This window comes from Paenibacillus sp. 01T431 (assembly GCF_056398625.1).
The window spans coordinates 1-14,720 of sequence record NZ_JBFTPT010000021.1; the positions used below are offsets into that span (position 1 = coordinate 1).

Genomic DNA, 14,720 nt, shown 5'->3' on the forward strand with positions numbered 1-14,720 from the left:
AATGCTCACTTTCGCGGGTAACCCAGCTGCACTCTAGCTCTGTAAGAACCTATTGGTTCTTACAGACACTTATGAATGTTACTTTTTGCTCTGTAAGAACATATATGCGCTTAATGCTCTCTTTCGCGGGCAACCACCCTTCACTTGGGCTCTKTAAGAACCWATTGGTTCTTAMAGACACWTATRAWTGTTACTYTTTGCTCTGTAAGAACACATATGCGCTTAATGCWCTCTTTTGTGAGTAACCCGGCTGCACCCATGCTCTGTAAGAACCTATTGGTTCTTACAGACATTATGAATGTTACTTTTTGCTCTGTAAGAACACATATGCGCTTAATGCTCTCTTTTGTGAGTAACCACCCTTCACTCGRGCTCTKTAAGAAMCWATTGGTTCTTAMAGACACWTATGAATGTTACTYTTTGCTCTGTAAGAACACATATGCGCTTAATGCTCTCTTTTGTGAGTAACCCGGCTGCTCTCGAGCTCTGTAAGAACCTATTGGTTCTTACAKACRCTTATGAATGTTACTTTTTGCTCTGTAAGAACACATATGCACTTAATGCTCTCTTTCGCGGGCAACCACCCTTCACTTGGGCTCTGTAAGAACCTATTGGTTCTTACAGACACTTAAGATTGTTACTTTTTGCGCTGTAAGAACATATATGCACTTAATGCTCTCTTTCATGAAAATAAGAAGTACTATACACACGCTTAAATTCCTAATGGAACCATATACAGTCCGGTATTCCCGTCTTTTTTCATCACAACATCAACGCCATACGTTTGCTTAATCGTTTCCGCTGTCACGACTGTCTCAGGCGCACCTTCTCCTACGATGCATCCTAATTTCATCACAATAATATGGTCGCTGTATCGAATGGCCTGATTCATATCATGCAGAACCATTACTATCGTAATTCCATGCTTGCGGTTCAGCGTCTTTACTAACTCTAATATTTCGATTTGATGATAGATATCCAAATACGTCGTTGGCTCATCCAAAAATAACAGCGAGGTTTGCTGTGCCAGCGCCATTGCGATCCAAGCTCTCTGGCGTTCGCCGCCAGATAAATGCGCTAAACTTTGCTTTCGCTTGTTCAGCAGATTCGTGCAGTTGAGCGCCCAATCCACGGCTTCATCATCTAATTCGCTCTCTTGTCCCCACCGCCCCCGATGCGGCAATCTACCAAAGCGAACCAATTTCTCTACAGTCAAATCTGCAGGTGCTTCCTGCTGCTGATGCACCACGGCCAGCTTCTTGCCAAGCTCCTTCGGCTTAAATTGTGCGAGCTTCTTCCCATTCAACAGCACCTCACCTTCGCTTGGCCGAAGATTTTTCGCCATTACACCAAGCAGAGTTGACTTGCCGCAGCCATTTGGACCAATGATCGTCGTAATCTGGCCTTCCGCAATATGGCAGGTTATTCCGTTCAAATGGAAAGTTTTTTTGTCATATGAAAACCTTATTTCATTAATGTCCATGGACGCGTTCGCTCCTTCGCAGCAAAAAGATGAGAAAAGGACCGCCGATGACTGTCATGACAATCGAAGCTGGAATTTCTGTCGGAGCTAAAAGAGTACGGCCAAGCGTATCCGCAGTCAAAATGAGCCATGCTCCGCCAATCGCAGAGAAAGGCAGCAGCACTTTATGGTCTGAGCCAATGAGCAGCCTCGCGATATGTGGGACGAGCAAGCCGACAAACACGATTAACCCGCCAATAGCTGTTGCAACAGAAGCCAAAAGCACGGCAACAACCGAAACGAGCAGCCTTACTTTCATAACAGACAAACCAAGATTTTGAGCGGTTCGATCTTGCAAAACAAGCGTATTGCACCATGAGCCAAGCAGCATCGAGAGTAACAAGCCTACACCGCCATACAGCGCCAACATATGTACATCATCCCAGGTTTTCATTGTAAAAATAGAGGAAATCGCTTGATTCACACTAGTTACCGCATAGCTGCCGCGATAATTAAAAGACTGCCCAAGACCTGTAAATGTAGCATTAACCGCCACACCGACCAGAATAAGCCGAAGTGGACTGAGTCCAGAGCGCCACGAAAGCGAATAGACCAATAGGCAAGCTATTGCTCCTCCAACAAATGAAAACAGCGGCATCCAAAAAAACAATGTCGGGAATATCGTTACGAGCAGCAAAGAAACCAAGCCTGCCCCTGATGAAATGCCGATAACGCCTGCATCCGCCAGCGGATTGCGCATTACGGCTTGCAGCAGTACACCAGACACAGCTAGAGCAGCCCCTGTCAGTAAAGCAACGATTATACGTGGCAGCCGCAGGTCGCGAACAACCTCTACCTGTTCACTTGGCGAGCCAAGCAACCCTTTCATGAGTTCAACAAATCCTACGCTGATGCTTCCAGTCGTCATGGAGTATACGATGGTTGCCAGAAGGAGCAGCGTAATTGCGATGAAGCTGAATATTGTTTTTGGCATGAAAAAACATCCTTATTTATAATCCTGATAAAGCATTGGAGCGAGCGCGGTGAGTGCTTGGACAACAGCCAAATTACCCGTCGTGCCAAATAATGTTTCCTCCAAATCATATACACGCCCCGTCTTTACCGCTTCAAAATGCTTCCAGATATCATTTTTTTTGAATTCTTCATCAAACATTTTCACAACCTCAGCCGGCATGCCATGCGCTGCTCGCAAAATGACATCCGGATTCGCCTTCTGCAAATATTCCGTGTTGGAAGCCAAAAATTCAACCTGCTCGCCCTGCACGATATTTACTCCTCCAAGCAAACGAACAAGATCTCCGATGTAAGAATGCTCCGTCGCCACCAAATAACTGCCAGGCACACCAAGCAGGATCAGCACCGTCGGTTTTTCTTTACCTTTTGTATTCCGAGTGATGGCAGCCAGCATTTCCTTCTGTTCATTTACGATTGCAGCAGCCTGAGTTTCCCGCCCATACCGTTCTCCGAGCGCTGTAATTTCAGTTTGCATGCACGAGATACTCGTTAAATTTAGAAAATCAGCCTTTAACCCTGCACTCTCAAATACAGGCTCCAGCTCATATTGCAGCGTCGAGACAGACAGCACCTCCGTCGGCTTCAAGGATTTAACCATCTCCATATCAGGACTCATTGGATTTCCGACTTTAGTAACGGTGCTGTAACGCTCCGGCAGCGTTTTCACGCTTTTCGGTATGCCAACTAAATCAAGCTCAAGCGCATCCATAATTTGTGTAATCGCTACGGTTGTTGACACGATGCGTTGGCTAGACTCCTCGGATACAGAGCCCGAAGCCGCTACTTTTGCCGAAGAGTTTGCAGACGGCGCAGCAGTTGGCGCTGCTGTCGAGCCGCTTCCCGCTCCAAGCGTTCCGCAGCCTGCCATCATCGCAGCAAGTAACAGCAGGGATAACCCCTTCATAAATCGATAGCGCATTTCCTTCTTACCTCCTTAAAAACAGCACAGAGGACACCCGCTAATCAGGGTCCTCCTATGCCATCTGTTTAAATCACCCGCTTCAAGCTCTGCAACAGCTGGAACCTACCGCCCTTGCTGCTGCTTATGCCGTTTTCGCCTTTTCTTGTTCTGCTGCTTTCGCTTCCAAATAATCGACAGCGCGCAAAACGAGAGTAATCGCCTCAGCTCTTGTTGCGGACTTCGTTCCGCCGAACTGATTTTGGTCCAGTCCCTTAATTAATCCGTACTTCACTGCCGTAGCAATGTAAGCCTTAGCGTAGGAAGGGATTTCCGCTGCATCCGCAAAATTAAGCGAATCCGCTGCTTCCAGCGGCAAATGAAGTGCTCTTACGATCATGACTGCAATTTCCGTACGGTTTACATTTTGCGTTGGACGGAATGTCTGATCCTCATAGCCATTAATAATGCCTGCTGCTACCGCTTGCTCGATAAAGGACTGTGCCCAAGTAGGAATGTTTTTCATATCTGCAAAAGCTGTTGAAGCGTTCTTGCCTTCCAGCTTCAGAGCTCTGCCGAGAATAACCGTCCACTCTGCACGATTGACCGTTGCATTCGGTTTAAAGCTTCCATCCGGATAACCCTGAACGATGTTTAGCTTCAATGCGCGATTAATGGCATCTTTCGCCCAGTTGTTTGCTAAATCTTTAAATGCAGCCGTTGCATCTTTGCCAGCCAGCTTATCTTTTTCCTCTTGTTCCTTTTTCTTTTTCTCAATTTCTTCTGGCGTCTCTCTTGGCACCACAGAGCCAAATGAATCAGAGTCCCAGCTTGCTACTGGCGTTATTGCCCCAAGCTGAATTTGAATGCTGTATTCATGATGGTACTTCACTTCTGGCCAATCTATTTTCACCCAGCCATCCAGCTTAGCCGGTAGATCGGCTACTGTAAATTGTACTCGTCTTGTGTTAGCGGAAGCATCGGATTCGATCGTTGTTGGCGTAGAGCCGCCAATCGTAAATCCGGTAATTTCCTTGCTTTGCTTTAGATTCACTTGTACAAGCTTCACACCATTTTGCACGAGCAAACGAGCAGGATGTGCTACATATTCATCCATCACCGATGTTTGTGTAGTACCTTGTTTTAAAAACTGAATATCAATCAAATACTTGCCGTCCGCAAGTGCTCCCGGTTCTGTCGGTTTGACCGGATCAACAACGACAATTTTTGTCGCTTGGAAAGCACGAAGCGCTTGATCCAGCGTGCCTTCTGCATCAATGAGCTGCTGCTTTGTAGACAATATGCTGTTTGCGACAGCGTTCGCTGCTGTAATTGCACTAAGCAGTGCGTCTTTCGCTGATTGCGGATATTGCCCAACACCTGTACCTGCGGCTGCTCCATCATGAGCCGCCTTCGCTGCCGCAATAGCTGCCTTCAATACTGCAGGATCGCCATTGTCAAACAACAGACGAATGTTATGAGTCGCATCATAAGGTTTGCCTGTACGCGGGTCAATTACGTTTGGCATAATGATTCGAACTTGCCCTGGCACAATTGCCGTTAAATCATCCACTTTAAATTTGATAACCCTCGTATTTTCTGTCTTGTTTTCACTGACAACGGTCACATCTGTGAGTATGCTGTTCTGAGCAACTTTAAACTCTGTAACGACGCTGCTGTCCTTTATTGAAAAAGATACATAAGTCTCACCGTTATTGGACGTAACAGAAGCCGGCTTGAGGAAGTAACTGTCCATGCTCGATAACGCTGCATTTGTTGCATGCAGGGCTGCGAAAGAAATATTGCGAATCTGGCTTCCTTTGAAAACTTGAACAGATTTCTCTAAAATCTTTGCCGCATTAGCAATTTCTGGACGTGTAGAATTGAGTTTCTTCCCTGTTTGTTCAGCTAATTGAATAGCAGAAAGCAATGATTCTTTTGCCGCCTCCTCATATTGCCCAGAAGCCGTTCCAACAACAGCGGAATCATGTAGTTGACGCGCTGTAGTGATCGAAGCGTTTAAGGCATTAAGATGATTGGCATTATAGCTGAATAGTACTGTTCTCTTCTCTGTTCCAATTGTGTACTCTAGTTTTGATAGGCCTTGATAAATAGAATCGTCTGCCTTTTGATGTCTTGCGGCAAACTGATAGGCCTGTATCAGTCCTTCATAGCCCTTTTGAATAAGCGTTTTATAACCTGTCAGCGTACTAGAGGAAATCTCGCCGTTTGCGCTTTGTCCATATAACGTTAATTCAGGTGCAATTTCCATCGGCTCTGCAAAAACAACGTGAGCATACGCTTGAAAATAAGGCGCTGCCGATTGAGTAAACATACTTACTTCTGTTTTGAAATCTTTATTGTGTTTGGATATTTCTCCTGTTTCAGGGTCCAGCACAAGCAGCGGTAATATCTCCTTCTTGTACTGCTGCTTTTTCAAATCCTCCACATTCGCAGTCAAAACATTTAAAGCATTATTGACGGCTGTTTGAGATGCTTGCGGATCAGCAGCAACAGTCTGAGCGTCCACAATCCATTGCCCAAGCCTTACGCTCGCTCCAACCGAATACTCACCATCCGTTAATACCCCATGAGCGACTGAAGCTCCATTTGCTGTCCCTATATTTTTTACCGTTGTCGCAAAAGCTGAAATCTCTTCTAACGCACGTACTAAATTCGCTTTATTCACGACAAGCCGAGCAGCCTCGTACTTCTTTTTTCCCTCTTGCAGAACAAGGTAAGCAGCCTTGATCAGCTCTTGATTGGAAACGCCAGCGCTATCGGCAATGCTTCTTGCCTGAGTGATCGTATTTTGAAAAGTAGCCTTGGAGCCTAGCAAATAGAAGCCATCGCCAGTTCCCTCCGTCGTTGTATTCAGCAGCTCATTCGAGGTTGTAAATAAAGCTTCAAGCTGCTCTAATGTTACAGCACCCGTCTCGCCTCCGCCCCCATTGCCGCCTCCATCAACGGGTAGACCTGAGATATCCAGCTGAAGCTGAACATTATACCAATTGTCATAATTTACTGAAGGAATGACGATATGAATCAAAATTTCTTGTTTCTCTTGCATGTTCTCAATATCATAGCTAACAACGACGTGATCCGGATCTAAGCCGTCCCCTGCTGGCTGAGCAGCAACGACTTGATACCCTTCTATGCCGTTGATTGTGTTCCCATTGATTACTGCTTTGTCTTTACCTGGTAACTTAGCAGAAAAATGATGAAAGGAAGTATACTGCGTAACCTCATGCTGAAACTTTGCACTGCCATTAGTAATAATCAATTTGCCTGTGCTTGGATTTAGATAATCGTTAATGATTGATCGTTCATTGCTCCCATCCTTCACATAAAGATAAGGAACACTATACTCCCCATTTGGCGTTACTCCCGCCGCTGCACTCACAGGAAAGGCCGACAGCAACAATACGAGCGCCATGAGCAGCGCCGTCAATCGGCGAAATTTCATTTGCATTTCAAAAAACACTCCTTCGTCATTTAACTGCTATCGCTTATGTACCCTTGCATTTTGAACAGGAGAGCGAAACATGCCGCAGCATTGCTCTCCTGTTATTTTTAAAGCGCTATTCTAACCGTAGAGCTCGCTGATGCTTAAACGCTCCAATTGAATTGGATTGTATGAACCGTATTGTAGCCTTCAAATCCTGGTGATGGCGGAACGACAACGTGGATTTTGGCAACTTGGTTCGGTGTGAAATCAGCCACTTCAAATGTAAATTCAACGTTGCCGCCTGTATAATTAGCAGCTGCATAGCTGTATGTTCCAGTAGCAGGGTCTTGCACTTGCAAGTATTGAATGAAGCTTGAACCAGAGAATGTAACCGTTGTCGTTGTGCCATTGCTTGCTACAACTGCATCGCCTACTTTATAGGCATCAGCATAAGAATTGGCTGTATCTCCCGCGTTGCGAACGACATAGCTTACACCAGTACTTGCGAAAGCAGATGGAACAACTAGAGCTAAAGCCATTACGAGCATTAACATAACGAAACTTGTTTTTTTCATCGATTTTACCATTTAGAACACTCCTTATTTTTTAGCGAATTTGGTTTTGCTCAATAAGATAAAGGCTACTCCGACAACAATAATGATTAGGGAAATAACAAGCGGTGACAACACGCGCTTAGAAGAAGCCGCATCTGACAACTGCTGCGCAGCTTCACCTGGTGCAGGTGTATCCATATCAGCCCCAATAAGCTGAACATCGGCCTTCGGCTCTTCGTGAACAGCTGTCTCCGCAGAGTCCACTGCTAGGGTATCCTCTGAAGAGCTTGACTCTTGTGTAGATGGGGTTAAAGTCTCCTTAGGCAATGATTGCCCTTCAGCTTCAGCCGCTATCGGACTAACGGTTGGAGCAGGCGAAGCTTCGACCTGTATCTCTTTCTTAGAATCTTCTTTTTTAGAATCGACCGTTTCAGAGCTCGGCTTATCTACCTCAACCTTTGGTTTTTCTGTCACCTTATTTGTGGTTTGAGGAGCTGTTGTACCTGTCTTTGCATCGGTCTCTTTTTTTGGTTCTTTCGTGGTTGTTGCTGGTTTCTTTTCTTCTTTGACAGGGGCCTCCGCTTTGCTGATCTGCTTCAGACTGCTAGAATCGAAAACTAGACGAATCGTGTAGCTGTGATCGTAATCAATATCCTCTACCGTTACGTGGATCTTGGACTCTAACGGCGTTGTAAGATCAGCAATTCCGAACTTAACAATTCTCGTATTGTCAGCTTCGTTGCTAGATACAATAGCCGTATCTATGTACCCGCCGTCACTCGGAACTTTATATTCCGTTACCCATGAGCTATGGTTTATTTGCAGTTGTACCTGCAAAGCTCCTTTGGTCACAATCAGCTTGGCTGGTTTTTCCCAATAGTCATTTGCCATCGATACCGATTCATCTTCGGCTTTCTTGACAACATAGTCTATCGAGTACGTACCATCAGCCAGTTCAGCCGCATGTGCTTCAGGTGCAAACGGAACAACGAGTAAAGTAATCATGATGAAGAAAGCCAGCACTCCAAACTTGCGAATAATTCTCTTCTCCTCCTTTACTCCTGACATCCAAGCTCGCAGCAGATTATCCGAATGGCTCTCTCTCACATCATGAATATGATAATCATTATCAATAAAAAGTTATTTTGATTATGATAATCATTATCATTGTACAATTAAAAAAAAAGCAATCTGCTGCAGAATGCATCCCCATTTCTGGAAACGCCATTCTCAGGAATGAAACTATCATGCATGCCCACATTTTGTCAACACAAAAAAAGAAAATTAGTTATTTTCTATATAATTCCTTTTTAGGTATTGACGTCCTCTGTTTTTAAGCATTATACTCTCGAAGAGATCATTGAGACTGATTATCAATAGCATTTAGCTTGGAGGTACTGCAATTGTTATGAGAACTTGTCTCCCCCTATTTGCTGTGCTTCTGTTGATCGTTTTTACAGGATGCAGTATCGGCAAAGGCAGCTCTTCAGAAATGAGCGATGGAAGTCTGATAGTAAAAGACTTTGCAGGACGCCAAATTGCCTTTAAGGAACCTCCCGCCAAAATTGTTGCACTGGGCAGCGGCGAAGCTGATATTGTGGCAGCTTTAGGAGGAAATCTAGTCGGCCGGCCTACAACATCCGCTCAGCCCGTTAATCGGGCAGTCCTCAAAGCTGAACAAATCGGAAATGCTCACGAGGTTGATTTGGAAAAAATAGCATTGCTTCGCCCTGATGTCGTGCTTGGCAATTATCCAATGAATGAGAAGGATATTCCCGTTCTTCAAGGAATCGGTGTACAGCTCCTGTTGACGGGTGCCAACTCCATCGACGACATTAACCGCCAGATTGAGCTGATAGGCCAACTTCTTCGCAAAGAAGAGCAGGCACAAGCAATTATCGCCAACATTGTTGATAAGATTGCTGTTTATAAACATACCGATGAAGCCAACAAGCCGCGAGCGCTGCTTGTATATGGAGCTCCAGGTACATTCATGGCAGCACTTCCTAATTCCTTGAGCGGCAACATTCTCGAAACCGCTGGCGGAGTAAATATCGCTTCGGATTATCCGAGGCTGCAGAGCTTCCCGCAATACGCGCAGCTAAACGCAGAACGTGTTGTTGAAGCAGACCCCGACATCATTTTTTTCATGACGCATGGCAATCCCGAGGAAATCAAGAACAGCTTCATTCGTGAAATGGAGACTAATTCTGCATGGAGCAGCATATCCGCCGTCAAGCAGCAGCGTATTGAAGTGCTGCCGCAGGACCTGTTCGGTACTAACCCTGGAACTCGTGTAATCGAAGCACTTGAGCTTATGGACCGCTTGCTGAAAGAAGTGCCTAACTGAAAGGATGCTAAATAAGGATTATGAATAAAGAAACACGTACAAAAAGACGTAAGCTGGCCTTCATCATCTCACCCATATTTCTGCTTTTAAGCGTTCTTATCGGGTTAATATCTGGATCAATCACGATTCCACTGCACGAGATATGGAGCATTCTTATCACAGGCGATTCATCAGCTCACTCCGTGATATTGCTTGATCTTAGGCTCCCTAGAGTATTAATTGGTTTGTTGACAGGCGCATGCCTTGCTGCATCCGGAGCAATTCTGCAAAGTGTCATGCGCAATCCACTTGCCGATCCCGGTATTATTGGCGTTTCGGCAGGTGGCGGTCTCGCTGCTGTCATCACGATGGTGATGCTGCCGCAATTCAGCTTTTTATTGCCAGCTGCTGCTTTTGTTGGCGCCCTCTCTGCAAGTCTAATTATTTATTTTCTTTCATGGGATAAAGGTGCTTCGCCTATTAAGATTGTATTAGCCGGTGTTGCAGTAAACGCGCTCGTGGGGGCCGTTATGAATGGCGTGATGGTCGTTTACAGCGACCGGGTTCAAGCTGTGCTTCCTTGGCTTTCCGGCGGATTAAATGGACGAAGCTGGCATCATTTCAGCTTTATGCTGCCTTACGCGCTCGTCGGCCTACTTCTTACGATACCAGCGATCAAATCAGCCAATCTGCTGCTGCTCAGCGACGATTCTGCTCGCTTGCTGGGACAAAAAGTGGAGTTGCAGCGGCTTCTGCTTATTCTCTTATCTGCTCTGCTTGCAGGAATTGCAGTAAGCGCCGCAGGTCTTGTTGGCTTCGTTGGGCTGGTTGTGCCCCATATGGTCCGCCTTCTAATTGGCGACGATTACCGTTATTTGCTGCCAGTATCGATAATAACCGGTGCTGCTCTAGTCGTCATTGCCGATGCTGCGGCTCGTTCTTTATTTGACCCTGTTGAGCTGCCGGTTGGCATATTATTAGCTTGCATCGGCGCACCGTTCTTTTTGTATTTGCTGAGGAGGAGTAACTGGCGATGAAGGCGATTCAAACCCATTCGTTAACGCTTGAAGCAGGCATGTTCAAGTTGTCAGATGTTAATATGGAAATCCCTAAAGGTAAAATAACTGCGATAGTCGGGCCAAACGGCTCAGGCAAATCAACGATGCTTAGATTAATCTCGGGTCTGCTGACTCCAGATAGCGGCAGCATTCTCATTAATGAGAAGAGTACGAGCGATTATAAAAGATCCGAATATGCCAAAAGTCTTTCCATGCTGACGCAAGCCAAAAATATGCTTCCTTCGCTGACCGTTCGCGAGCTGGTCGCTTATGGGCGTGCTCCCTACCAAAAAAGCTTCCGTCAGCGGCTAACTACGGAGGATGAACGTATCATTGATTGGGCATTGCGGGCAATGCGCATTCGACGGCACGAAGACCGAATGTTTCACACCCTCTCCGGAGGCGAGCAGCAGAAGGCGCGAATCGCCATGGCTTTAGCGCAGCAGACCGAAATTCTTTTGTTAGATGAGCCAACTACCTATCTGGACATGTGTCATCAGCTCGAGGTGCTGGAGACACTCGCCAAAATAAATCGGGAATATGGAACGACGATCGTTATGGTTCTGCACGATCTGCAGCAGGCAGCCGCTTATTGCCATTATATGATTGCCATGAAAGAAGGGGAGCTTGCTGACGCTGGAGAACCACGAACCATCATTACGCCTCGTTTCATGCGCTCCGTATTTGATTTGGATGCGAGAATTAGCTTTGCTGAACGTTATCCCATAATCATTCCTATACCCAAAACCGATGAGGAGGAAGAAACGATGATCATTGTGACGAATGTATCGCAAATTACGAAGGGCGAAGGAGAAAAGCTTGTTGAACGTTTTGATCGGGTAGGCAAAGTCGAGGAAATGGAAGGATTTCTGGGGCTTGAGGTGCTTCTCACGCAAAACCTAAAGGACTATGACGAGGTTTCCATCGTTACAAGGTGGCAATCCAGAGATGACTTTAACAACTGGACAAAAAGCGAGGCGTTCCGTGAATCTCATTCCCACCGGAAAACGCCGGAATACATTCTATCTAACAAAATTATGTTTCAGGAAGTCAAAGTCAAGCGTACTCCGCTCCCTGCCACGGAACGCAGCGATGAACGGCTTGCCCAATAAACTCCTTCTTAAACAAACAAGCAAGACAGCAATTCCTCCTCTAAACAAGGCGGCTGCTGTCTTGCTTTTGTTTTGTCTGTTCATTTTAACGAGCTTATCCGGCTGCTAAGTGAATGCTAGGCCTTTTACAAGGATACTAGCGTCCCGCCTTCATTTGCAGAGCGCAGCTCTGCTTCAATAATTTCAAGCGTGCCTACCGCGCTCTCAGGTGCACAAATCGAAACTGGCTGCCCCGCATGAATGGATTCAATAAAATATTTGATTTCACGATAATAACCCATATCCTCCGACAATTCAGCAATAAAGCCCGGCGCATCATTTGGATTAACTTTCACTTGCCCATTTTCAAAAATGAGATTTCCGCCTTCAAAATTAACGCGATACGTCATGGCGAAGCCAAAGTCGCCTTCCAGCGTCCAATCTGCCTGAGCATTCAGCACCTTGCCATCTGGATAAATATAATGAGTAGACACGACATCATAGCCGCTGCCTGGAATGACATTGCGCGCAATCGTTGATACCTTCTCCGGCTTGCCGAATAACCAGTGAACCATGTCTGCATCATGAATGTGCATGTCCAGTAAACAGCCTCCGCTTTTGCTGCCATCCAGAAACCAACCCTTTGGCGCGGCAGAGCCTCTGAAGAAATAACCGCCCGTAACAGCTCCATAACGGCCATCCTCTACGCAAGCCTTCAAGTATTCATAAGCTGGCCAGAAGCGCAGGCATTGGCCGATCATCAACGTTTTTCCTGTGCGCTCTGCTGCATGTGCCATGCGCCAGCCATCCTCTGAGCTTCCTGCCACAGGTTTCTCGCATAATACATGCAACCCTCTCTCAAGCATCGAGCAGGTTAAATCAGCATGCAGATTAGTAGGCAGCGTAATATCGACGATATCTAGTTCCTCATTCTCTAGCATTGCAGCAATATTATCGTACAAACGGTAAGGCGCAAGATCATAGACGTCCTGCTCTGTCGCGATGTTGCCTGACGCTTTTCCTTCCTTCAACTCCTCGATCAGCAAATCGCAAATCGCTACGAGCTGCACAGGAGCTCCTTCCTTAGCAAGACGGACATAATTGTCAAAGTGCATCCGACCCATAAATCCAAAACCGATTAAACCAACCTTTAACATATTAAAAACCTCCTAATAGTTTTTGAGTAGATGAATTCTAACGTCCTAATATGGCATCCATCGCTTTTGAAGTGTTGAAAATGATTTGTTCGGAATGATGATTGTATGGCGGAATCATTTCTCCAGTTACATAATTGTCATAGCCAATTGCATGAAGCGCCTGCATGACAGCTGGGTAATCAACATCACCTGCTAACAGATCAACGAAGCCATGCAATCCGCCTGCTTGACGGCGATAATCCTTGAAGTGCACCTTCTTGATGCGATGACCCAAAATACGAATCCATTGCTCAGGATAACCATTATGCAGCGCATTGCCGACGTCGAAATACGAGCCTACAAAACTTGAGTTATGCGCATCAATGAAGGAACGCATCTCAAGCGGCGATAATAAGAACTTGTTCCAAACATTCTCAATGCCAATCGAGACACCCGCGCTCTCAGCAAACGGAACAAGCTTCCCGATCGCTTCCAGCGCCCGGTCATATGCATATTCGTAGTCAGCTACTTCACTGCCTGGTATAAAGTCAACGCCTACAGCGCCTGGAATGACCAAAATGGTATCGACGCCGAGAGCCGCAGCAAGCTCCAGCTGTTTCTTGCACACATCGATTGCTTTCTCGCGTGTAGCCGCGTTTTCACTCGTCATTGGATAGGACCAGTACAAGCCTGTTGCTAAACCTGCAATTTCCAGTTCATTTTGCTGCAGTTCGTTTTTGATTTCTTGAATCTCTTTGTCGGAAGCTGCTAGGCTAAGCTCGCCCGTCTCGTTCAATGACAGCTCGATTCCGTCAAAACCTGCTTTTTTTGCTGTACGAATGTTTTCTGCAATGGTTGAATCACCTTTGAAAGACCAAATATTAATCCCTTTTTTCATGTTAAACCCTCCTACATTTATGTTTTAAATAAATAACAGCCTGCCAAATTTACGGGGAAGATGAAAGTTTATCGCTTTGGTAGCCTGCCAAGCCTGGAATTCACGGTTGCCGTGTTTATCCTCATCAATTCGGTAAAAATTCACTCTCCAGCTTAATCCTTGCTCGAGAGGCTTCTTGAAATTCTCAACCGGAATATGCACAAAATAAATCCGTTCAGCATCGCCACTCGTTTCAACAGTCGTCTGGATACCCTCAAACCTCCATGCTAAGTCCGTCGAAGTGATCTCAGCTTCACCATCATTCGCAATCAGAGCATCAAAAACAACATTGTTCGGACTAACTTCTAGCTCTAGATAACGATGCCCAGTTCCAACCTCATCGATAAACAGCTCAACGACATCCTGCTCATAAAGCGGCTCATCGCGTATGGTAAAATCAGATACAACATGTGAATCCTTGCATAAATAGCGAATATGCAAATAGTTCTGGCTCCAGCATGCTCTTACTTCCGTACGCTCCTTAGGCTGCATGGCAGTGACCGTATCAACCAGTTCAATCGCATCGAAGCTATCCCAATGGATAGCGCCAAAACCGGCGTCTTCGATGCTGATCGGCACTTGCCTGCAAAGATAGGTTTTACTCTCTTGAAACGCAGGAACCTCCATTTGTTCAAACTCCTTTTTAGATAATTACGTTATATTGAATTTGCTGCAACAACATGTGATAATACGTTTATAATAAACGATTATCGTTGAAATTTATTTAGCTAGAATAGCGATTTTTTGGACAATTCCGTTCTCTTTTTTATTT

The 14,720-nt window shown here is 45.7% G+C and carries 12 protein-coding genes; 3 read left to right on the forward strand and 9 right to left on the reverse strand.

Annotated features, from left to right (window positions below; genetic code table 11):
- Nucleotides 1–712 precede the first annotated feature (712 nt).
- From AC1DM9_RS28965 to isdC, 6 genes are all read right to left on the reverse strand, one after another.
- Nucleotides 713–1,483 carry an ABC transporter ATP-binding protein gene (locus tag AC1DM9_RS28965; protein ID WP_441881757.1) on the reverse strand — a complete coding sequence of 257 codons (771 nt, stop codon included), beginning with the start codon at nt 1,481–1,483 and terminating at the stop codon, nt 713–715.
- Entirely contained in the window at nt 1,473–2,456 is a 984-nt protein-coding gene (locus AC1DM9_RS28970; RefSeq protein ID WP_430054374.1) for a FecCD family ABC transporter permease, read from the reverse strand. Before AC1DM9_RS28970 ends, AC1DM9_RS28965 begins: the two co-directional genes overlap by 11 nt.
- A 12-nt stretch (nt 2,457–2,468) precedes the next feature.
- Nucleotides 2,469–3,416 carry a heme ABC transporter substrate-binding protein IsdE gene (gene isdE, locus AC1DM9_RS28975; RefSeq protein WP_441881761.1) on the reverse strand — a complete coding sequence of 316 codons (948 nt, stop codon included), beginning with the start codon at nt 3,414–3,416 and terminating at the stop codon, nt 2,469–2,471.
- Between the two features lie 124 nt (nt 3,417–3,540).
- The gene (locus AC1DM9_RS28980; RefSeq protein WP_477583523.1) at nt 3,541–6,867 is read right to left on the reverse strand and encodes an NEAT domain-containing protein; all 3,327 of its coding nucleotides are present in this window, start codon (nt 6,865–6,867) and stop codon (nt 3,541–3,543) included.
- Nucleotides 6,868–7,004: 137 nt separating this feature from the next.
- A complete protein-coding gene (locus AC1DM9_RS28985) occupies nt 7,005–7,430 on the reverse strand; it encodes an NEAT domain-containing protein (protein ID WP_076270885.1) in 426 nt (141 codons plus the stop codon).
- 12 nt (nt 7,431–7,442) lie between these two features.
- The gene (gene isdC / locus AC1DM9_RS28990; RefSeq protein WP_477583525.1) at nt 7,443–8,504 is read right to left on the reverse strand and encodes a heme uptake protein IsdC; all 1,062 of its coding nucleotides are present in this window, start codon (nt 8,502–8,504) and stop codon (nt 7,443–7,445) included.
- 301 nt (nt 8,505–8,805) lie between these two features.
- Here isdC and AC1DM9_RS28995 point away from each other — a divergent pair, with 301 nt between their 5' ends.
- Genes AC1DM9_RS28995 through isdG form a run of 3 tightly spaced genes read left to right on the forward strand, consistent with a single transcriptional unit; the run spans nt 8,806 to nt 11,896 of the window.
- Nucleotides 8,806–9,747 (forward strand): ABC transporter substrate-binding protein, encoded by a 942-nt coding sequence (locus AC1DM9_RS28995; RefSeq protein ID WP_477583527.1) that lies wholly within the window; start codon nt 8,806–8,808, stop codon nt 9,745–9,747.
- Nucleotides 9,748–9,767: 20 nt separating this feature from the next.
- Nucleotides 9,768–10,763, forward strand: a complete 996-nt coding sequence (locus tag AC1DM9_RS29000; RefSeq protein ID WP_441881775.1) for a FecCD family ABC transporter permease — start codon at nt 9,768–9,770, stop codon at nt 10,761–10,763.
- Entirely contained in the window at nt 10,760–11,896 is a 1,137-nt protein-coding gene (gene isdG, locus AC1DM9_RS29005) for a heme oxygenase (RefSeq protein WP_477583529.1), read from the forward strand. Before AC1DM9_RS29000 ends, isdG begins: the two co-directional genes overlap by 4 nt.
- Nucleotides 11,897–12,021: 125 nt before the next feature.
- On the opposite strand, the gene AC1DM9_RS29010 is transcribed toward isdG, so the two are convergent.
- Genes AC1DM9_RS29010 through AC1DM9_RS29020 form a run of 3 tightly spaced genes read right to left on the reverse strand, consistent with a single transcriptional unit; the run spans nt 12,022 to nt 14,575 of the window.
- The gene (locus AC1DM9_RS29010; RefSeq protein ID WP_339203770.1) at nt 12,022–13,032 is read right to left on the reverse strand and encodes a Gfo/Idh/MocA family protein; all 1,011 of its coding nucleotides are present in this window, start codon (nt 13,030–13,032) and stop codon (nt 12,022–12,024) included.
- Nucleotides 13,033–13,069: 37 nt separating this feature from the next.
- A complete protein-coding gene (locus AC1DM9_RS29015) occupies nt 13,070–13,909 on the reverse strand; it encodes a sugar phosphate isomerase/epimerase family protein (RefSeq protein WP_339203771.1) in 840 nt (279 codons plus the stop codon).
- Between the two features lie 24 nt (nt 13,910–13,933).
- Nucleotides 13,934–14,575 carry a carbohydrate-binding family 9-like protein gene (locus tag AC1DM9_RS29020; RefSeq protein WP_477583532.1) on the reverse strand — a complete coding sequence of 214 codons (642 nt, stop codon included), beginning with the start codon at nt 14,573–14,575 and terminating at the stop codon, nt 13,934–13,936.
- Nucleotides 14,576–14,720: the final 145 nt, after the last annotated feature.

Coding starts and splice junctions, on each gene's coding strand:
- isdG (WP_477583529.1), top strand. CDS start 10,760: ATGAAGGCGATTCAAACCCATTCGTTAACGCTTGAAGCAGGCATGTTC.
- AC1DM9_RS29010 (WP_339203770.1), bottom strand. CDS start 13,032: ATGTTAAAGGTTGGTTTAATCGGTTTTGGATTTATGGGTCGGATGCAC.
- AC1DM9_RS29015 (WP_339203771.1), bottom strand. CDS start 13,909: ATGAAAAAAGGGATTAATATTTGGTCTTTCAAAGGTGATTCAACCATT.
- AC1DM9_RS29000 (WP_441881775.1), top strand. CDS start 9,768: ATGAATAAAGAAACACGTACAAAAAGACGTAAGCTGGCCTTCATCATC.
- AC1DM9_RS28980 (WP_477583523.1), bottom strand. CDS start 6,867: ATGCAAATGAAATTTCGCCGATTGACGGCGCTGCTCATGGCGCTCGTA.
- AC1DM9_RS28985 (WP_076270885.1), bottom strand. CDS start 7,430: ATGGTAAAATCGATGAAAAAAACAAGTTTCGTTATGTTAATGCTCGTA.
- AC1DM9_RS28995 (WP_477583527.1), top strand. CDS start 8,806: ATGAGAACTTGTCTCCCCCTATTTGCTGTGCTTCTGTTGATCGTTTTT.
- AC1DM9_RS28965 (WP_441881757.1), bottom strand. CDS start 1,483: ATGGACATTAATGAAATAAGGTTTTCATATGACAAAAAAACTTTCCAT.
- AC1DM9_RS29020 (WP_477583532.1), bottom strand. CDS start 14,575: ATGGAGGTTCCTGCGTTTCAAGAGAGTAAAACCTATCTTTGCAGGCAA.
- AC1DM9_RS28970 (WP_430054374.1), bottom strand. CDS start 2,456: ATGCCAAAAACAATATTCAGCTTCATCGCAATTACGCTGCTCCTTCTG.
- isdE (WP_441881761.1), bottom strand. CDS start 3,416: ATGCGCTATCGATTTATGAAGGGGTTATCCCTGCTGTTACTTGCTGCG.